The 20603-nt window shown below is 40.7% G+C and carries 19 protein-coding genes; 17 read left to right on the plus strand and 2 right to left on the minus strand.

What is annotated here, in order from left to right; genetic code table 11:
- Nucleotides 1-199 precede the first annotated feature (199 nt).
- From ACFIKB_RS03235 to ACFIKB_RS03315, 17 genes are all read left to right on the plus strand, one after another.
- The gene (locus ACFIKB_RS03235) at nt 200-514 is read left to right on the plus strand and encodes a hypothetical protein (RefSeq protein WP_375635819.1); all 315 of its coding nucleotides are present in this window, start codon (nt 200-202) and stop codon (nt 512-514) included.
- Between the two features lie 88 nt (nt 515-602).
- Entirely contained in the window at nt 603-1514 is a 912-nt protein-coding gene (locus ACFIKB_RS03240; RefSeq protein ID WP_375652819.1) for a hypothetical protein, read from the plus strand.
- Nucleotides 1515-1805: 291 nt separating this feature from the next.
- Nucleotides 1806-2639 (plus strand): hypothetical protein, encoded by an 834-nt coding sequence (locus ACFIKB_RS03245; RefSeq protein ID WP_375635817.1) that lies wholly within the window; start codon nt 1806-1808, stop codon nt 2637-2639.
- A complete protein-coding gene (locus tag ACFIKB_RS03250) occupies nt 2632-3519 on the plus strand; it encodes a hypothetical protein (RefSeq protein ID WP_375635816.1) in 888 nt (295 codons plus the stop codon). Before ACFIKB_RS03245 ends, ACFIKB_RS03250 begins: the two co-directional genes overlap by 8 nt.
- 2 nt (nt 3520-3521) lie before the next feature.
- Nucleotides 3522-4436, plus strand: a complete 915-nt coding sequence (locus ACFIKB_RS03255; RefSeq protein ID WP_375635815.1) for a hypothetical protein — start codon at nt 3522-3524, stop codon at nt 4434-4436.
- Between the two features lie 316 nt (nt 4437-4752).
- Nucleotides 4753-5007, plus strand: a complete 255-nt coding sequence (locus ACFIKB_RS03260) for a hypothetical protein (protein ID WP_375644552.1) — start codon at nt 4753-4755, stop codon at nt 5005-5007.
- 28 nt (nt 5008-5035) lie between these two features.
- Nucleotides 5036-5833, plus strand: a complete 798-nt coding sequence (locus ACFIKB_RS03265; RefSeq protein WP_375635813.1) for a beta-hydroxyacyl-ACP dehydratase — start codon at nt 5036-5038, stop codon at nt 5831-5833.
- A gap of 146 nt (nt 5834-5979) precedes the next feature.
- Nucleotides 5980-6378: a hypothetical protein gene (locus tag ACFIKB_RS03270; RefSeq protein WP_375652821.1), complete on the plus strand. Its 399-nt coding sequence runs from the start codon at nt 5980-5982 to the stop codon at nt 6376-6378.
- 1 nt (nt 6379) lies between these two features.
- A complete protein-coding gene (locus tag ACFIKB_RS03275; RefSeq protein ID WP_375635811.1) occupies nt 6380-6883 on the plus strand; it encodes a hypothetical protein in 504 nt (167 codons plus the stop codon).
- 1341 nt (nt 6884-8224) lie between these two features.
- Nucleotides 8225-8353 (plus strand): DUF2924 domain-containing protein, encoded by a 129-nt coding sequence (locus ACFIKB_RS03280; RefSeq protein WP_375635809.1) that lies wholly within the window; start codon nt 8225-8227, stop codon nt 8351-8353.
- 907 nt (nt 8354-9260) lie between these two features.
- Nucleotides 9261-11129 carry a site-specific DNA-methyltransferase gene (locus ACFIKB_RS03285; RefSeq protein WP_375652822.1) on the plus strand — a complete coding sequence of 623 codons (1869 nt, stop codon included), beginning with the start codon at nt 9261-9263 and terminating at the stop codon, nt 11127-11129.
- Nucleotides 11130-11157: 28 nt separating this feature from the next.
- Nucleotides 11158-14355, plus strand: a complete 3198-nt coding sequence (locus ACFIKB_RS03290; RefSeq protein ID WP_375652823.1) for a DEAD/DEAH box helicase family protein — start codon at nt 11158-11160, stop codon at nt 14353-14355.
- A 286-nt stretch (nt 14356-14641) separates the two neighbouring features.
- Nucleotides 14642-15892, plus strand: a complete 1251-nt coding sequence (locus ACFIKB_RS03295) for an MFS transporter (protein ID WP_375652824.1) — start codon at nt 14642-14644, stop codon at nt 15890-15892.
- Nucleotides 15893-16029: 137 nt separating this feature from the next.
- Nucleotides 16030-16191, plus strand: a complete 162-nt coding sequence (locus ACFIKB_RS03300) for a hypothetical protein (protein WP_375647182.1) — start codon at nt 16030-16032, stop codon at nt 16189-16191.
- 145 nt (nt 16192-16336) lie between these two features.
- On the plus strand, nt 16337-16483 hold the full coding sequence (locus tag ACFIKB_RS03305; RefSeq protein WP_375652857.1) for a hypothetical protein: 147 nt from the start codon (nt 16337-16339) through the stop codon (nt 16481-16483).
- Between the two features lie 65 nt (nt 16484-16548).
- Nucleotides 16549-16716 (plus strand): hypothetical protein, encoded by a 168-nt coding sequence (locus ACFIKB_RS03310; RefSeq protein ID WP_375652826.1) that lies wholly within the window; start codon nt 16549-16551, stop codon nt 16714-16716.
- Entirely contained in the window at nt 16713-16871 is a 159-nt protein-coding gene (locus ACFIKB_RS03315; protein WP_375652827.1) for a hypothetical protein, read from the plus strand. Before ACFIKB_RS03310 ends, ACFIKB_RS03315 begins: the two co-directional genes overlap by 4 nt.
- A 793-nt stretch (nt 16872-17664) precedes the next feature.
- On the opposite strand, the gene ACFIKB_RS03320 is transcribed toward ACFIKB_RS03315, so the two are convergent.
- Both ACFIKB_RS03320 and ACFIKB_RS03325 read right to left on the minus strand, forming a co-directional pair.
- The gene (locus ACFIKB_RS03320) at nt 17665-18885 is read right to left on the minus strand and encodes an MFS transporter (protein WP_375652828.1); all 1221 of its coding nucleotides are present in this window, start codon (nt 18883-18885) and stop codon (nt 17665-17667) included.
- Nucleotides 18886-18895: 10 nt separating this feature from the next.
- Nucleotides 18896-20317 (minus strand): coproporphyrinogen-III oxidase family protein, encoded by a 1422-nt coding sequence (locus ACFIKB_RS03325; protein WP_375644555.1) that lies wholly within the window; start codon nt 20315-20317, stop codon nt 18896-18898.
- Nucleotides 20318-20603 lie beyond the last annotated feature (286 nt).

Below are 20603 nucleotides of genomic sequence, written 5' to 3' on the forward strand. Positions count from 1 at the left end.
ATAAATTTACTAAAATATGACATATTTTTGACACAATACCCTTGATTTTGTCAACTATATATTATAAATGCGAACTTGCATGAAAGTGCATTCATATCTCCAGGGGTGTTTCGGTGGTTGATTATGGGTAGGCCATTCTGGCGCGGGGACATAAGTAACCTTGGGGGGGGTTATCTATACACTAAATTGGAGAAAATAAATGGGAAGTTCAAGTCGTTCGCACGATTATTGCAGTGCCGATAATTTTAGTAGCAAATATAACTCTGGTAGTGCGTTTGGTAGCAAGCATGGTGGTAAGGTTGGCCTTGCGAGTGGTTTTTTCCTAGGATGGGCAGCGGGGCGTAATCCTATGACTGGCATGGCCGTAGCAAGCTTTGGGCAAGCTGTAGGCAATGAATTCGGAGACACCATAGGCGGTTATGCTGGTTATGGTGTGGCTGCTGCCCAGTGTGGCACACAGTTGTTGGGTCAATCTTTTGCTAATTCAGGTGGTGGGATGTTGATGCACTTTTGATGTAGTTCTTTGGGTTATCCTAAAGCCTAGAATGGTGGTACTGTAAAAGGTGCCACCTTTATGTTTAGAATATTACACAGGAGGAGCTATGGGCGAGTTTAGTATAGTGCTCGTTTATTTTTGTCTGTGGTTTGGCATGTTGTATCTATTCCTCAAAACTATTGCTATTAATGGAAAAAGCATGTTAGGCAGGGAGAACATAGTTGCATTCATAGTGGCGGCATTGGTTATTCCTCCTCTCATTTATGCCTTTGAGTATTTTGAGTATATAGTCAGTGTGCCGATAACATCTTCTCATGTTGCTATAATTATGTTCTTTCTTTCTTTTTGCATTGAATTTATACCCAATATAGTAAACAATATAAAATGCTTTAGTTTGGCCATTATCGCAAGTTGCCCCATTTTTTTCATCGCAGCTGGTTTTATTGTTATGAGTGATGACGTTCTGTTAGATTTTTTTGATCTGCAGCTTTCGAGCTATATTTATCTGCTTTTCATTATTCCGTTGATGATAGGGGGGGCTCGCTATGTCCTAATTGCTAAAGCTTTGAAGGAAAAATCTATGTCAGTGCTAGATTTAAGCATTTGTATTGGCTGTGGGTTTGCCATAGGCATCTTTTTTGTGTCATCACTGCTTTTATCAGACCTTCGAGAAATCTATCAACAGATAGGTTTTGCAAACAGGGAGGCAGTGAAAAAAATGTTTGATTATGCGGTGTTTGGTTTTGCTATTCTAACGGGCCAAGTTTTTTTGACATTTTTGATGGTTCTCTTTGTTACTACAAAGAAATATTATTGGTTGGTCCTTGATGTTCTTGCAGAGCTGTTTTTTAGCCTCTTTGTTTCTTATTATGTAGCGTTTGTTCATACAGATGATGACTATAGAATGGTTAGAAATTGGATTTGTTTGATGTTTGTTGTTTATGTGTACGCGCGTTACATTAAATCAAAGAATGTGAAGCTTAGCGTGATTAACCCGTTTAAAAAGAAAACTGAGTGAGAAGACAGGAGGCTATAGTTCTTTGGGTTATCCTAAAGCCTAGAGCAGCCAACCCAGGAGGGGCAGTTTCTGGAGCAATAGTAGGCGGGGTCCCGTGGCGCAGCCGCGGGTATTGCTAAAGCTGGTTGGGATTGTGCTCGCTCTAAGTGGTGAAATTGTTGTTTGACCTGGCTTTTTTAACAAGGTAAAGGCCTTGCTAAGGGGTACACTATCAGCCTCTTAGCAGGGAGTTTTTCTCCCGCAATAATATCTTGGTATGCTTGGGAGGGCAAGGCGCTTTAAGGAAATTATATGTCTGACTTAATTTTTGGAATGCTGCTTAGTTTTGGGATAAGTTCCAGCCCTCGTCTCCTTAAAAACAATGGCTTGTTGGGCGAGCGCGTCATTTTGGGGGGGCTAGCTGGCCTTTCCTGCGCTATCATCTTCGCTTATCCACATAGTGAAAGTGGGCTTACAGACTTATCTTTGCTTTTGGTATGTTATCTTGGCATGCTTTTAATTCTGTACGAGCACTACTTATATAAATATTTAGTTCTTGGATTCTGTGGTGCAGTTGCTGCCTTGTGTATTGGGGCAGGTTTTGTATATTTGAGCTCTTTGTTGCCATTGCCTGCTTTGTCTGCTGCTAATAATAGCCAGCAGCAGGTGGTGCATTACATGAGTTTGGTTGCTGCAAACTATCCCTTTTTTATCCTTTTGATATCAGTTTTAACTGCGGAGCTTTTGCGTTTGTGGTTGCTTCGCGTATATAAGTCAGAATTAGCTGCGCGTGAGGTCCTTTATTTTGGGCTGGGCTGGGGTGTTCTAGACTTATGCTATAAGACCCTCCCAGCTCTTTTTCTTTACTTGAATTACCGTGTTGATAGGGCGCCACAAATGGTGGGCTATGTCGCATTTGAATCTTGTCCACAAGCGATCAGCTATCTTATTGCCGCGGGCATGATTGTATTGATGCATGTTATAAATACGCGTTTTATGTATCTTGGTTTCCAAGATAAGCGCAAGGTCTATTCCTATCTGCCTTTTGTAATTCATTTTGCGGTTGGTCTTTTGTTTATGTTTGACATTTCTTCAGGCTATGCAATATTAATAAATTCTATTTTTGAGGCTTGCAATAATGCTTGACAAATTGACATTATCTGTTATCGGCGCCGTTTTTTGTCTGGTGCTGATTATTTTCCCTTTGATGAAGAAAAAAACATTGGTTGAACATTTGGTTTTCTTGCTCGTTGTTTTGTGTCTTGTTTTTCTTTATGTTTATGGCGCTACGAGTTATTTTCCTTATTATGTTTTGGCGCTTTCGCTTATATTGGGGTACCGCTGGTTACTCTCTTTGGTTAAAACGTTTAAAGGCACGAAGGCGATTATTGGGGCAAGCGCTGGTTGTTATGTGCTTTTGATTTTTTTTCTATACGGCTTTATGCGTATGATAGGCAGTTTGATTTTTGATTTTTCTGCTTATAGTACGCCTAATATTGTTTTTGCTGTTGGTCTATTCCCTATAGGCATGGCGATTATGCAGTTTTTTTTGCTCTCTCATTGGGTGGCAGAAGATAATGGCAATGGTGTAGAGGCAGCACTGGGCGTGGGAATGGGGATTTGGGGGGCTGCTATAGGGCTTGCACTGCTTACATCTCTACCAGAAACTGTGAAAATCCTAAAAGGGGCTTTTAGTCTTGATAGGGACGCCTTACTTTTTTTACTTGAGACGGTAATATATTATACGTTTATTATAGGTCTGAATCTTTTATCAACTTTTTTAATGCTTGTGGTTTGCCTTGACAAGAAATGGCGTTTTTTTGTTCTTATCCTGCTTTTACAATGCTTGGCGGCTTGGGCGCGCTTTTCATGGCGGGCCGCTGAGCCAGAACTTCTTGCAATTGGGCATTATACAATCGCTACTATTCTTATGTTTGCTCTTATGCGGCAAATTTATGATTTTGTGCAAGACAGATTATCCATGAAGAAAAATAGCAGTTACGCTTTAGTAAATGAGGGGGCATAATAATGTTGGTTTTATTTATTACTTCGCTTCTCGCAGGCCTTATTTATGGCGCTGTCATTTATAATTTTTTTCGCTCTACATTTAGTTGGATAAATGTGCTGTTGAGCGGCATAGTTTTTGGGGTGATTGTTCTGTTAGTATGGCGTTACTCGGAAACAGAACATAAACTTGATGCCTTACGTTTACTGCAAGTGCTTGGCGTTGTTTTTCTTCTATGTGTGTTTCATCATTTTCTGAAGTTCAAATTGGTTGTCGCTGGTGCTGTGGGATGGTTTGTTGCTAGCTGCATTGCTGGCGGGTTTATTGCTTTTTGGGAGCAATCTGTAATAAAAACGCTTTATATGATGAGTATTGTTGAAACCAAGAGTCGTGCAGAGCAGGGGCTGGCGCTTGTTTTTTTATTTTTAACATTTTCGGTTTTTTTTGTTGTAGCAGAAGAAGCTATGCGTCGTTGGTTAGTTACTAAGTTTTATCGGTGCTCGCCTAGTTTGTTGTGGCGTTTGCCGCTGAATATTGGCATAGGCTGGGGTTTATGCGAATTAGTTCATAAGGCGCTAGGGCCTTTCCTTGTTTATAATGGTTGGCCTATTCGATCTAGCTTATTAGCCAATGAGTATGTAATTTTTTATTCCTGGACGCAAGCGAGTATTTTTTTGTGTGCTTTGATAAGCGTCATACTCATGCATATTTTCAATACATGCTTGGCGTATCGTGGTGTTGTTACGCGCTCTAAATTTTATGCGTGTGCGCCTTTTTTTGTCCACGCTATTGTTAACTGTTTCGGTGCAACAGTGCTGGTTACAGAGAAGGTTTGGTTTAATGTTGGGGGCAGCTTGTTTATTCTACTTTGTGTGATGTTGTTCGTATATTTTGAAAGCAAAAATCCTTTAATACAAAACATAAAATTGCGCGCTTAAAGTGTTGTAGAGTGATGAATAACTTTGCGTACTCTAAGTATGGCTAGAGAGCCTGATACGCGCTTTCTGTTCTGCAAAAAAATAGAGAAGGTTAGCACCGACGTAACGCGTCCAGTACCAAGAGCGACGTCATTTCTGCACTAATTGGGGGGAGGGTGTGCCACTGGCCACGCGCATATGGGAGTTTGCAAATATGCTATCATGCGACTTTCTAGTGTCCTCCATGAGATTGAAGCTGGGAATCTTGAGGCGGTGGTAACGCATTATTGCAAAAACAAACCCTGGCCAAGGTTTGGTCATCCGATTATGCAACGGGATGTCCGGGTTGATTTCTTTTTTTTTACGCTTTCAGGCGCCTATGCGCCCCTTCAGTTCGCTTGCGCGATCTATTTTGGACAATACAGGACTGCAACCCAATGTCGATTTTCTAATTGCAAGCATCATGAGCAAACATGGGGCTGCTTCTGAGCTGGGATTGTTGGCTTTTTTCGTTTGTCATATGCCGATATTTCTCGCGCACTATCAAGCGCGGTTTAGTGCCATTCCTTCGGTTTATCATCAAAGGATTTAAGAGAAAAATATAAAAAGGTCCCCCAATCATGGCTATGAAGCATCGCACCGAGCCAAATTTCTTGGGTATATGTCAGAGTATCACTTTAACCGCACCGATGCGTGCTTGCGGGCAAATCGATATTTCTCACTGGGATTTAGCCCATAACTATTTGAAACAGGGCTTGTTACTCGAAGCCTTGCATCAGTTTTCAGTTCGATTCGCCACCGTGGTGGCTAAAAACTCGGATCTTACTTATCGCTATCTCCCTGTTATGGTTGAACAGTTTTTCTCTACCGCCCATTTTGATAGCGATCGGTTGCGCGTTGAAGGACATATTGAACGCATTAATGAGGCCTACCGTATTCACTGTAAGGTCAGCCCATACGGCAATGGCAGGGCCGTTATTGCGCAGGCAATCATCATGGTCAGTAAGGTCTGCTTCCTTAGCTCGTGTTCTGAGAAAGCCGCTCTTCCATTACTAGGCGATTTATGTAAGATTTCCTCCGTAACCGGAGATTCTTGTACTTTTTCCTTTAATGCGCATCACCCGCTTTTTGAGGAACATTTCCCCTCCCGCGCCGTATGTCCTGGTTCACTATTGATTGAGATGGTTCTGGCTTTGTCCACGCAGGGTAGGGCGAAAAATATCGCATCTGTTGCGCTGAAAAAAGTAAAGTTCATTGAAGCAGTTTATCCGAGAGATACCTATCAGTTGACCATTAAACAGGATACAAAGTGTGAACTGGGTGGCGTTTTTTATATTCATACGGAAACTAAAAAACGAAGCACTTGCGGTAAGTTTTCTATCAAATATAAAAAGGAGGATGCGCCATGTTTAACATAATAATCTCTTTTCTTCCGTGGAGTATTTACTCCTGGGTTATCAATGGAAACGTTTTAACTCTGGTCGAACGCTCTCTCATCTTGACTGTGCTTTTATTGTTCATTATTGCTCTGAATATTAAAATTATCCGACAGGGAGAACCCGTGATGATTACGAACATTCTGACATTTATTGTCCTGTTTGTTAATTATTTCGCTGGATGGTCTACACTTTTACTGAAATACCCCACAGTTTTTTGCTATCTGTCACTTGCTCTGGTTTCATTGATGAGCTTGCTGGTAAAGAAACCCTTTACCATTTTTTATGCTCCTGCTGGTGTTTCTGAAGAAAAACGCAAACATATCCTCTTTTATCTCATCAATAAATATATTACATGGATTTGGGTAATCATCTTTTTTGCCAATGGTCTTCTAGTGGCTTTTTTTGCATGGACCCCCCAGATTTGGTTGGTCACTATGAGTTTAATTTGTGTTGGTATTCTTTTTTCTAAATATCTTCCTAACATCATACAATATTTTTATCGCGTCAAACATCATGGAGCATAATATGTCATTGTTTAACATTCTGACTGGAACCCCTTTATGGGCCTGGATTTTACTTATTTTTCTCATCGCGAGGGGAATAATCGCATTGAAAGATAGGGAAATGAAGGTTTACCGCCTTTTTCTATTGCCGATAATCTTTCTTTTTTTGGGCGCAAGCGATGTGATTAACCAGCTGGTGTTCCCGCGCTGGGGAGCAATCTCAATGTTGGCGGGGCTGATGATCGGCGTTGGCGTTGGCTGGTTGCTCTGGCATGCCACTCCGCGTTTAAAAATCAAAGAGGGAACGGATTTAATTATTCTGCCTGGTACGCGGTTGACGCTGACATTTATTCTTATCGCTTTTGTCATCAAATTCACATTGATTGCTTTTCTCAAGATTGAACATGATTTGAGATATGCATTTGATTTTAACCTTCTTTTTGGTCTTTTAAGTGGGTTCACTGGTGGTGTGTTTTGGGGCAGCACATTAAATTTATATATAGCATTTCGAAAGAATTCAAATTAATCCCTATACCATTAGCTGTGGGTGCTTCCCATTAGAACTATCTCAATAGAAGCTTATTCCTAACAACAACGCTGCATACAAATGCAGCGTTGCCTCGTAGTTTCAGATTTTTTTATCCCAGCGCGTGAATAGGTGAGGGAAGTGATATATCTGACTATGCCCCCTTGGGGGAAGAGCGAGCCTAAAGGTTTAGAATGCTATGAGTTTGAGCTAGCTGAACTTTGAGCAGATGGTTTATCGCTCATGGGAAATCATTTTGTTTTACGATTCAAAAAGAGGATAGTGATGGTCTCATTGGCGTAGGTGGGCAAGAAAACTGTTAGCTTGGCAATGCGTCAACAATTTGTAGAACTATGTTGTGGAACCCCTACGCAAAGCGGTTGCTATGATGGCATGATGCTTTTGTCAAGCATTATGATATGGGGTAGGAACCGGTGTTTAAGGGTGCAACTGCGGTCACTGTACGATCCAGTAGCATTACGTCTGAGTATTTAGGAGCGGCAGACTCTGTACAGGCTACGTGTACAATATGTGAAGCACGCTTGCGGGAATCAGTGTGTCATTATTGTGTTGTGCACGCAACCCTCTAGCGAGTACTTCATTGGTAAGGCTGTTTTTTGAAGCTGGTTGTAATTATCTGTGTGTTTTTAAAGAGAACGTTAGCACCGATGTATCGCGTGCAGTACCGTTTTCCTTTATAAAACTATTCTCATTTCTTTTGTTTCTTTAAGAAATCTGCACTTCTCAGCCTTTTTTGCATATGATCGATAACGTAGCTCAAGTTCCTTGAGACAGTGAATTTTTTTCTCTTTTTGCTAAAAATACCCAAACCATCTTATTTAGTCGAGACTTCGTTTAAGAAGGGATCTTCTAAATTTATTATTTTTTTCAATAGGATATAAATTTCTCGTTTTGGGTGCGCGGTAGACTTATAGCAGTAACAAGCTTAGGTGTATAGTTAGCAGATACCGTCATTATTGAGGAGTTTATTTAAATTGTGTTTGATCGATTGAGGTATACAGAAAAACGTGATCAATAAGCTTAGGTTTATTGGTTCTAAGCGTGGAGGGGGTTGAGCTATCCAATGCAAAAGAATAAATTGTTTTTTTGCGCTGAGCGTTGGTTATTTTTCGACATAATTGCATTTTGGTCTAACTTTGTGAACACACACTATTTCTGACTAATCGAGGAAATAGAACATTCATGTGTTGAGAGGATTAGACAATGAGTTGTAAGCAATTAGAGCAAGAAATAGCCACTGTAAAGTATACGTCAATGCAGGAGTCCAAAGCCTTATGACACACTTATTTCAGTGACGATTATTTAGGCTAAACGCATCATGTGCTTGTGGTGCCAAAAGGCTATCAATATGAGGGAAAGATTTACAAAAGCTTGAAAGCTATTGCCAAGCATATTACCGACATCAATTGGAATGGCCATTTATTTTTTGTCCTTTTAAGGCGTGGATGAGAGGATGACAGGGGACAAGAAAAGTGCTTAAACAAGCGATAAAATCAATACGCGGCGCTATATATAGACGTAAATTCACCGAAGAAGGCTTAGAGCAAGAGTTTAGCTCACTGGACGACAAAAAGAAGCAGGCGAAAGCTTTGTTAAAGCTTATTGTCATGAAGGTTGGCAATTAATACCAACGTTGCTGATAATGTAAAAATCATGCCGCAATATATTTAAGGAGCGAGTGCAAGAGATTAATACATTCCTATGGCAGATTATAAAAGCATGGTTTGCACATGAGCCTAATTATATGATTGATAAGGCAACATAAATTATTCAGGGACAAAATGATAAGAGCTATATTTTATTATGAATCTGGCGCACAGTATAAGACCTATAAAGGTAAAGCGTTTTATGGCATGGGGAGGATTTTCAACATGCTGTCGGGCGTTTGAGGGTGTTCTTACTCTCCGTAAAAGGTATTTTAACAAATCTTGCTTGCACGGACAAGGGAGAACTAGAAGTGGATGCTGATATAATCTCTTGTGAAATTGGTTTTTATTGCGTCGAAATAAATGATGAAGAAATTTATGTTTTAATTGACAGTGATAGTACTTGTATGTGCTTGACCAAGCCACATGTGACGCAATTTTTAAATTACCCATGGTGGCATGTCGTCAAATTGACGATACAGCTCTTCGATTTGTCAGAAATATGACAATGCTAAAATATAGACATATTTTGGATGTGTTTGTGACAATTGATAAGCTTACTGATAATGTTTATAAGTGCCATAATAGCACACAAGAAAAAATATAAAATCGCCGCATGTGGTAATGCGAATTGATCTAGCTGACTTGCGTAAGTAAAAAGAAATATTCATAGACATATTTTATACTAAGCGTAACGGAGAAGCGCAAAGATGAGTATAATAGCAGGTGAAGATAAAATAGAGGGCATGAGTCAAAGTCCAGTTAATCCAGACATAGAAAAGTTAAAAGCAGCCTTTCCGCAATGTTTTGCTGAGGGAAAGCTCAATATAGATCAGCTTCTTAATCTATGCGGCGAATATATTGATAATGATTTTGAGAAGTTCAAATTTGAATGGAAGGGCAAAGGAGCAAGTTTAAAGCTTGCTCAAAAGCCTTCATTTGCGACATTGCGCCCGAAGCGCGAGGAGAGCGTAAACTTTGATAATACACATAATCTTTATATTAAGGGCGATAATCTTGAAGTGTTAAAACTTATCCAGCGGGCTTATTTTGGCCAAGTGAAGATGATCTATATAGACCCGCCCTATAATACGGGTAATGATTTTATCTATGGTGATGATTTTAAAGACCCATTGGCGCGATATAAGGAAGTGACGAGCCAAACGACAAAATCGAACCCTGAGACAATGGGGCGGTTTCACACTGCGTGGCTCAATATGATCTATCCGCGCTTGCGTTTGGCACAGACTTTATTGCGTGACGATGGGGTGATTTTTATCTCAATAGATGATCATGAAGTTCATAATTTGCGCAAAGTATGTGATGAAGTGTTTGGCGAAGAGAATTTTGTTGCGCAGCTGGTGTGGAGGAAACGCACTGGTGCTAATGATGCGCAAAACAATGTAAGTACAGACCATGATTACATTTTGTGTTATAGTCGCAGGCACACTGTTTTTAGTGGAGTACAAAAGAGTTTTGCAAATTATACCAACCCCGATAATGACCCGCGCGGGCCTTGGATGGCTGATAATTTGACATGCAATAAAACAGCATCAGAGCGGCCAAATCTTAATTACCCGATTACTGATCCACAAACGGGTGTAGTTTACCAGTGTAATCCCAATCGTGTATGGGCTTATGAAAAAGGACGAATGGCAAACATCATCAAAGAAGGCAAGGTGATCTTCCCAAAAAACGGACAAGGTACGCCTACTTATAAACGTCATCAAACAGAAGTTAAATCTCAAACTAAACCATTTAGTACAATGCTTGAAACAGATATGAATTTTATAGCGACCAAACAATTACGAGAACTTTTAGGCGGCCAATTTTTTGATCATCCCAAGGGTGTGAGTCTTATAAAGCAATTGATTGAACAGACGACCAGTGACAACGACATCATTTTCGATTTTTTTGCTGGTTCTAGTACAACGGCGCATGCAGTGATGGCTTTGAATGCCGAAGATGGTGGTAATCGCAAATTCATTATGGTGCAATTGCCTGAATTATGTGATGAGAAGAGCGAAGCTTATAAAGCTGGTTATAAAACTATCTGCGATATAGGTATTGAACGTATTCGCCGCGCTGGTGCACAAATCAAGCAAAAGCATGAAGCAGAACTCACAAGTGAGCAGCCTCTAGACACCGGATTTCGCGTTCTAGAGCTCGATAGTTCCAACTTTTCCATATGGGACGATAGCCCGATTGATCCGAATGCACTTGATGTTAAAGAACAATTGCAAATGCGCTTGGATCATATTTTGCAGGGGGTGAATCCCGAGCGCTCTCATCAAGATATTATCTTCGAAATCATACTTAAATATGGTTGGCCACTGGATTTTAAAATTTATTCTTTACCAATCAATGGCAAAAAATTCTATTATATAGGCGAGAGCGAAGGCGATGTCTTGGTAATTATAGCCATAGACCCGCCCTTTGAACCCGAAGATGCGGAAGAGATGATAAAGTATTTGCCCGTAAAAATCGTAGCGCTTGATGCGGCCTTTAAAAGTGATGAGGCGCTTATTAATTGCGACTTTATCTTTAAAGACAATGAAGTAAGTTTTGATAAAATTTAAACTATAGAGAGACGATTGGGGCGGCGATATGAAACTTAAATTTAAACAACAAGAATTTCAAAATGATGCGGTTAAAAGCGTCATTGATTTATTTAAAGGCCAACCACGACGGAATTCTTCTATTTTCTTGCATTCAGAACAAGGACAATTAGCGTTAAATGAATTTGGTTATGGTAATCAATTATTAATTAGTGATGAAAGCATATTAGCAAATTTACAAGAGGTGCAACAGAACAATAAACTCTTGGCGAGTAAGACGCTAGAGCAAAAGCAGTTTTCTATTGAGATGGAAACGGGAACAGGCAAAACTTATGTTTACAGCAAGACGATTTTTGAGTTAAATCAACGCTATGGCTTTACCAAATTTATTATTGTCGTACCAAGTGTTGCTATTCGCGAAGGGGTATATAAATCACTTCAGGTAACAAGGGAGCATTTTCAAGCAGAGTTTGATAATCTGCCCTATCGTTATTTTATTTATAATTCAAAAGATCTTTCGCAAATTCGCCAATTTGCAAGCTCTACCAATATTGAAATTATGATTATCAATATTGATGCATTTAAAAAAGCAGAAAATATTATCAACCTTCCGCAAGATAGACTGAATGGCGAAAGTGCTATGCGCTATATCCAAGACACAAATCCGATTGTGATCATAGATGAACCGCAATCGGTGGATAATACAGCAAAAGCGAAGGAGGCTATTGCAAGCCTTAACCCGCTTTGTGTTTTTCGCTATAGTGCCACGCATAAAGATGAGATTAATCTTTTATATCGTTTAACACCAGTTGATGCTTATCAAAAAGGACTGGTAAAGCAAATTTGTGTCTCTTCTAATCAGATAGAGCAAGATTTTAACCGTCCCTATATTGCCTTGAAATCCGTATCACACAAACATGGCTTTAAGGCGCGCTTAGAGTTGGATATTGCGGGAAAGAATGGCACTGTGAGCCGCAAAACAGTTACAGTGAGACAAGGCGATGATCTGTATCGCGTTACGGGCGGGCGTGAGCTTTATAGGGGTTATATTGTTTCGGGTATCAATTGCATGGCGGGGGATGAAGCCGTTGAGTTTTCTGATACTGAAATTGTCAAGTTTGGCCACGCGCTTGGTGATGTGAATATAGTAGAGCTTAAACGCGCGCAAATTTATCGCACTATAGAAACACATTTAGATAAAGAATTGCGGCTTGCGCCTTTAGGGATTAAAGTTTTATCACTTTTTTTTATTGATGAGGTGGCTAAATATCGTAGCAATGATGAAGAGCCAGCACTTTATGAGCGTATGTTTGAAGAATGTTATGAAGAGCTGTTGGCGAAAAAGAAATATGCCTCCTTGCGAACTAAGTTTGCGCAAAATGTTCGAAACGTACACGGCGGTTATTTCTCGCAAGACAAGAAAGGCGTGTATAAGGATACAAAGGGCGACAGCCAAGCTGATGATGACACTTATAACACGATTATGCGCGATAAGGAGTGGTTATTATCTTTTGCATGCCCCTTGCGTTTTATCTTTTCGCATTCGGCATTAAGAGAAGGCTGGGATAATCCGAATGTGTTTCAAGTGTGTATGTTGATTGAGCAAAAATCGAATTTTACCGCGCGGCAAAAGATTGGTCGCGGTTTGCGTTTGTGTGTAAACCAACAAGGTGAGCGGGTGGAAGATAAAAATATAAATGTGCTGCATGTCATGGTGAATGAAAGCTTTGCTGAGTTTGTGAGTACATTGCAAAAAGAATTAGAGGCGGATATTGGTTATAAATTTGGTACATTGCAGATGGAGGAGTTGGTTGGCCGTATTTATGAAGATGTAAAATATGCAGCCGCTAAAGTGGAAGTGCCACAAGCACAAAAAATTATTAAAACGCTTGTTGCAAAAGATTTGATTGACGAGGCGGGTATGGTTAAAGTAGATCAGGATTTAGTGGCGAGCGAATTTGAAGCTATAGGGGCGGAGGAAATGCCACGCGAATTACGTCAAGAAATTATGAAAAAAATTGATTCAGGCGCACTTATTAATGTTGAGACGCTGCAAGATCTGATTTATATGACAGCTGTGACGGAAACAAAGATTCTGTCTTTGCAAGAGGCTGCTGATATATTGGTTGAGTTGCGTGAAAAAGCCTTGCTTACATCAGCAGGAAAAATCACAGATACATTAAAAGCGCAATGGGCGACTGGAGCGTTGGATTTAAGTGAACGTTTTAGTAAAGGGCAAAAGCAGGCTGTGCTGCAGGCGCTAGAGGCGATCCAAGCCATGCCGATTATTCGTAATGCTGCGCGCGAGGTGCGGGTTAAGCTTAAAAAGCAAACAGTGGCTTCGCCCGAGTTTTTGTCCTTGTGGGAGAAGATCAATAAAAAAACCACTTATCGTGCAAAGCTTGATCGTACAGAGTTTGTTGCCAAAGCAGTGGATGCAGTGAAAAAAATGGCGCCAGTTGCGCCCGCGCATTTGGTTTATCAGACAGCAGAGATAGAACTGGATAGTGCTGGTGTGACCTACGAAGAGCAGTTATTAAAGCAGAGTACGCTTGATTATAGTTTGTGTGCACTGCCGAACATTGTACATTATCTGACCTTAAAGTTGAAATTAACCGCAAAGACAATTATTGGTATTTTGACAAAGAGTGGTCGTGAGCATGAGTTTGTGAAAAATCCACAAGCTTTTTTAGAGCGCATAGAAGAAATACTCAATAAAACCCATGTTAATCTTACAATTGATGGCATTAAATATTTAAAGCTGGTCGGGAAAGAATATAGTGTGCAAGAGCTTTTTACCAGTGAAGAACTTGTGGCAAATTTAGAGCGTACAGCTGTTGTGAGTGAGAAGAGTGTGTATGATCATGTGGTTTATGAAAGCAGTGTGGAGAAAGAGTTTGCACAAAGTCTTGAAAATGATCCTGAAGTCAGATTGTTTTTTAAACTGCCAAGAAGTTTTAAAATAGCCACTCCCATTGGTTCTTATACGCCTGATTGGGCGGTCTTTTTAGAGCGGGATGGCGAACAAAAGCTTTACTTTGTGCTGGAAACAAAAGGGGCAAACAGCGAGTTTGATTTGCGCCTTAAAGAAATGCTGAAAATTAAATGCGGCAAAGCGCATTTTGCTGCACTGCAAACGAGCGTTGCATTTAACGACCAGCCGGTGACAAATTGGCGTGAATATAAGCGTACTTTGCCCGAAGCGGCGCATGAGTTTCCAAGTGCTGCGGTGGTTGTTGCAGAATGATTGGTGCATGAAATACTTAACGTGAGCGCGGGGAAGAGAGCAAAGCTTTTTATATCAAGATAATAAATCGACAAAAGGTAGCTATAATCCACACTTCTAATACAGGAGGTAAAGTTATGAAAACTAAAAATATGTATAAACAACTGAAAAAATCAAATTAAGCGGGGTGATGTTACTGCGCTCAAAGCCCGAGCAAGTGAGCAGAAAATGGCTGCTCGAAGCTCCCTTCTGAATTGAGGTTTTAGAATATATAAAGCTGGCAGCTTTATAGCTTTTGGATATATTAATGACGATAAATTATGAAGTTAAAAAGTTGCTCTATGGCTGTGCGGCAATGAGCGGGGTTCGGCTGATTACAGGTTCCTTCCATGCTTTTTTTTTCTTGTCTATGGGTGTTAGCATAACACAGTTAGCTTTATTGCAAATTGTGTTTAGCGTAGCTATTTGTATTTTTGAAGTGCCTTGTGGGATTTTAGGAGATAAAATCGGCGTTAAACAAAATGTTATCTTATCATGTTTCTTTTTTTCGCTCTTCTTCTTTTTATGTATCTACGCGCCTAATCTTTCTGTCTTAATTCCGGCAGAAATTATTTATGCTTTAGGCTTTGCTTTATGTTCTGGCGCTGATAGCACATGGATTAAAGGCTTAATCGACGGCAGTGGTTACAAGGGTCGTTTGATTTACCACCAAGTAAACGCCTATAAGCGGGAACTAACGGCATTCATGAATACGGTTGCTGGTGCGCTAGGTGTTCTTATTGTTTTGTGTATGGATAATTATCAGTCGGCATATTATTTTTGTTCTTTCGGATTTCTCGTACTTGTATTCTTGTTTAGTCGGGTGACGGGGATAGGTATTGCATCCGTTTCGGATAGTCAGCCAATAGACTCAGGTTCTTTGTTGCATGCAACAGAAGCTTTTGCTTATTTAGTTACCTCAAAAATCGGGTTATATTATATATTGATATGTGGTTTTATTGTTGCTGCATTGCAGCCAATATTTCATTTTTGGCAACCTTTTATTTTGGGACAAACAGGAGTATTAGACAATGCAACAGAAAAGACTAAAATTCTTATTCTTGGCCTGTGCTTTGTGTCTTATACTCTCGTAAAATACTTATTTAATCGCTTTGTAATTAAATATCTTATGCAAAAATACGCTCCTATGGCGATAACTTTGTACTCACTAGTCCTGAGTGCTGTTGTTATGCTTGTTCTGCTTCTCGTTGCAAACAGTTGGGCCCCCATTATTTTATTCACCATATTTCACAGTTTTTTTTCTGTCCCCGTAACGCAGTTTGAAGCAGAATTTTTTAAACATATTCAACAAAAGAATGCAAATACGGTTTTATCCATTGTTAGTTTTCTTGCACGTATTTTTGGTATTTTAGCGCTTGTGCTGATTGGTTGGTTGGCAAACAATGTTTGTATAGAAGCAGCTTTTTGTTTCACCTTGCTTTGTATATGTTTAATTATCCCGTTTAATTTGGCTTGGCTTTATGCTGATAAAAAGTTAATAAAAGACGAGAAGGTTTGAAAGTGAAGATACTGTTGAATAGGGACTTGCCTATGACTTACATAAAGACAAAGGAAAAAATAGTGTGTGGGTCACCTTATATGGATTGAGTCGAAATTAAGAGCTGTCCATCGTTTTTAGTAGAGATGCTTACCGATTTGAATGCGCCAAATGATTGTGCGGCTATTAGCCAGAAATATCGCGAACGAGCATATCAAGAAGCTTGTGATATTGATGTTTTGTTAAATAGTGGGCGCGTATTAGATTTTGCAAAAAAAAACGCAAGCTTTTTTAGAGTGCGCGGAGGAAATCCTCGATAAAGCGTATGTCAATCTTACTATTGCTGGTATTAAATATTTAAAACTAGCTGGCCAAGACTATAGTGTGCAAGAATGTTTTGCAAGTAGCTAACTTTTGGTGAATTTAGAGCGTACAGCTCTGGTGAGTGAGAAGAGTGTAATGATCATGTGGTTTATAAGAGTAATATTGAGAAAGAATTTGCGCAAAATTAATGATAATGCCTCCGAAGTAAAATTATTTTTTAAATTGCCAAGGAGCTTTAAAATCGTGACGCTCATAGGCTTTTACACGCCGGATTTGGGGGTGTTTTAGAGTGAGATGGCGCGCAAAAGCTTTATTTTGTACTGGAAACAAAAGGAACGAATAGCGAGTTTGATTTGCGCCTTAAAGAAATGCTGAAGATTAAATGCGGCAAGGCGCATTTTACCGCCCTTGATACTGGTGTGGTGTTTAACGAGGCTCTGGTAATGAGTTGGCGCGATTCTAAGCGGGGGATGGTGGTAGAGAGTGTGGGGGGCTGTGGTAGGAGTGGGCGGCACGAATGACGCTGTCTTTAGTTGCGTACCGCCAAGCCAATTTTGTGCTTTGCGAAATTCGCCAAGGCTTTTGGACGTACCGCGTAATAAAATCTTATGAATATTATGCAGAAGGCGCGCAGAAATGGGTGATTGCGTGTCTAGCTTCCCAATGTCGTAATTAAGTACAGCCACATAATGAGATAGCTCTTCAATATCATCAGTCACACTGATACTTTTTCTTTATTTTCAAACAATAATAGGTCAGATGGTAACGATTATGTCCTTTCTATCTGAGAAAAGAGTAGCACCGCTTGCGTATATGCACGAGTAAAAGTCAATCAACATTGGTCTGAGGTAAAAAACGCCAATTATTTCTAATACACCTAAGGATTTCATAGCTTGCTCTAACGGTTTATATAAAGCCGCCATTTTAAAAGGTGGATTGGGTGGCAAATTTATTGGGATATAGGCTTTATGAATCTCTCGAACTAAGCTTTCTACTATGCAGGTCCTAAGGCGTGATTGCATATATGGCCGCATCTGTTGCTGCGTTGTGTAGGCAGAGATCCTAAATTAGGAAAGGAGGGCTGCTCTTTTAATTACAAAGGAAGAATACGGCGCGTAAGTGCAGCAAAATGTATTTTGAGGAGCAGTAAAGGGGTGAGGCATTTGATGTCCAGCGGGTGACGGATTAATTGGAGTATAAGTGGGCATTGCTAGGGTGGAGTTTTTAGTTAAGAATTGCGCTCCGTACGCTATAAGCTCTCTGCATTCTTCATATAGGCGTTGAGATCATCGCCCAATGCAACGTAAAGGGGCTATTTTGCCTTTAACGCTTGTTTGGCTGCTTCCATTAGTGCCGCTGGCTCTATCAGCCATTACGGTGATAATTTCCTCGTCCAAAGAACAGATCAATCGATTGCGTAATAGGGTATATGTGCCTTTTTTGACCGTGTCTTTTTTAAAAGGCAGCTGTTACCTTGTGGCAGGGTTGGGTGTGTCTATATGATCAGCCTGCCAAAGAAAAGGAAGCGTTATCGCGATAGCCACCAATAGTAGTCCAGCGATAAAGGTGGCAGCAAACTGCAATGATATAAAAGAACCAAAGACGCCGACCAAAAAGCTTCCGACCGGCGTTCCAGCATAGCCGATCACTCGAAAAGCAGAATTAGCTCGCCCGAGAAGTTGCTTTGGTGTGAGGCGCTGCCTGAAGGCGGTAACACCAATAAACCATAAGCTTGCTCCAACGCCAGCGATAAAGGTGACGCCCCATACGACGACAGCACTTTTTGAAAAGGCTGGAACCAGCAGCAAGATAACCGTCCCTAAACCGTCAGTGAGAACAGCTAGGCGCACCGGTGCATAGCGTATATGTGGTGCAAATAGGGCACCTGCCATTGTACCAAGCGCGTAGGCTGCAAACATCACGCCATATTGGCTGCTATGTAGGCCCAGATACCGACCGTCGGTAACGAAGAAGATGAACGAGGTTAGGAATGCTCCAAATACTACCGATAGAAAGAATGTGAGTAATGTAAGGGAGGTAAGATGCCGATTTGAAAAAATAAAACGAAAGCCGGCAATGATATAACGAAAAGTGATGTTTTCTTTATCAGGTGTTGGCGATGTCGGAACAGTATGGCGAGCGGTAAAAATCAATGTGATAAAAAGCACGATTAACAGGCCAAGAAATAGCAGTGTGCTATGCGCTAAAATGCTGCTTGTTATGACAGGGGCAAGAAAATAGGAGACCCCGAAATCTAAAAACAAGACAATTGAGTAGAAGGTCATCAATCGCTCTCCCTCCATGATAAGTGGTGGAATCGTCATTATATAAGCTTCGGCAGAAACGACGATGAATCCAGCAATGGTTGCATAGAAGAAAATTTGTTCGGCTGGAGCAATCTGTATCATGAGCAGTACGAACAGTACAATATGCAGTAGCATGAAGATGAGGAGAGCCGAGGTGGCAAGTTTTATTTTGTCGCAGCGATCAAGTAAAGTGCCTGCAAGGATTCCGAAAATTGGCCACGCTAATGAGAAGAGACCTTGCGCCCAACTTACTCCGACTACGCCATATCCAGATTGTCTTGCTAATAGCGGGATGGCAGTGCGCAAAGCACCGCTGAGTAAGGCGAGCAGACTAACGGTTAGGCAAAAATAGCGTATGTTCTTATTGGCAAAAGGAGTGAACATTCTTTTCTCCTTAAGATGCCACACAGATTTCCGCAGGTCCATCAAGTACGGCGGTTGTATTCAGCATGTTTGAGACATAGCCGTCCAAGATATTCCCATCTGCCTGAGGTAGAAGAAAATACATAAGGTTGGAATACCATTGCCAACCACGCTGAGTCAGCTGGAGATTGTTATCACTTTCTGCGATGAGACCTGCACCTATGAGCTGTTGTAGGTTATTGTAAACGAAAGAGGGGAGTGCGGTCCAGTCAATTCTTTCTTTTTTGGCATAACCGTTATAAGGTAGCCGCATACACAAAGCCTTGGAGGCTTGTTGCTCCGCTGATACCCAATTGTAGTATACTTTGGATTTGCCTTTAAGTTGTATGTCGGTAATGTATCCGCTTCGACAGGGATTGGTTCGTGTGACGAGTGAGCCGAGAACCGACAGTGCTGACGCCCCGAAGCCAACCACATAATCGTCATGATAACCATGCAAATATTTGTGATAGCGGAAATAATTAGCTGAACTCGTTTTAGCGAGCGTTAGAGGAGTGTTATTGGCAATTTTGATATAGGAATGCCCATTACACGGCGCATAGCTGCAGCTGCGCATAACAATGTCGCTAAATAAGCGAAGCATCTGTCGATGCTGTAGGCTGGATGGCTTTAGCCCTTTTTGTGCGTAAGACTTATGCAGTTGCGACGTGATAGCCAGATTGTTGATTGCATAGAGGTTGATTGTTTCAGGATGAATCTCGCTGGCTTGCTTCAAATCGTATAATAGTTTTTCGGCTTGCTGGCTGTGCATGCCATATAGTAGGTCGAAACCGACATGTCCAATGATCTCTTGTGACCAAGCCACGGTATTGTTGATTTGTTCACGTGTTGAGGTGAGGTTAAACAATGATCGGAAACGCTCAATGAAACTCTGTATACCGAAGCTGATCCGGTTAACGCCGATCTCACGGGCAGCATAAAGTTTATCACGTGTGACGCTCTTCGGTTCGCTTTCCAGTGTAAACTCGGTTAAGGAAGAGAGCTCAAATTCGCCATGCAATACTTTTCCGATGTGTCGGATATTATCTGCGGACAAAAGCGACGGTGTGCCGCCCCCTATATAGATGCTGCGGATGGGCCCTCTAAGCGAGCGAATGAAATTTCCTTTGGTTCTGATCTCTGTGGTAAGCGCTGACATATAAGATTCGATTTGCTTAACGTGCTTGTAGGCCCCTTTCTGAAAGGGACAGAAGGAACAGATGGTTTCGCAAAAGGGAATATGCAAATAAAGAGAAATGGTACGCGCTTGTGGAATCTGCTTACTTTGCGCTAGTTTATTAAAGTCTATGTAATCGTAAAATTCATTTAAAATAGTGCAAAATAACGGATATGTGAAGTCGTAAATCGGCTTGAGTTGATCGAACTTCACAAAAGGATGATCCACGAGTTGCATAGCTTACCTCCCCCAATTTCTTAACTTGCACTATATTATTGACGGGCGACTGGTGATCCAATCACCCGAGTGTATTACCAAAGATTTTCACGGAACATAATGAATCCTCCTTTTGTAGAAGTTATATGTATTATACATATAACTTACTATATGAACAGGCTAGCTTGTTTAAGAGGCAATCTAAAGATAAAAATATAAAAGAACTTTCTCTTGCAGCCTTATGGTCTGATATTGTAATTGGTATCCTGTTTTACGTGGTCGGGCTATGAATGCCTAGGGCGAGAAA

The organism is Bartonella sp. MR110HLJHH, from assembly GCF_042194225.1.
Taxonomy (GTDB): Bacteria; Pseudomonadota; Alphaproteobacteria; order Rhizobiales; family Rhizobiaceae; genus Bartonella; species Bartonella grahamii.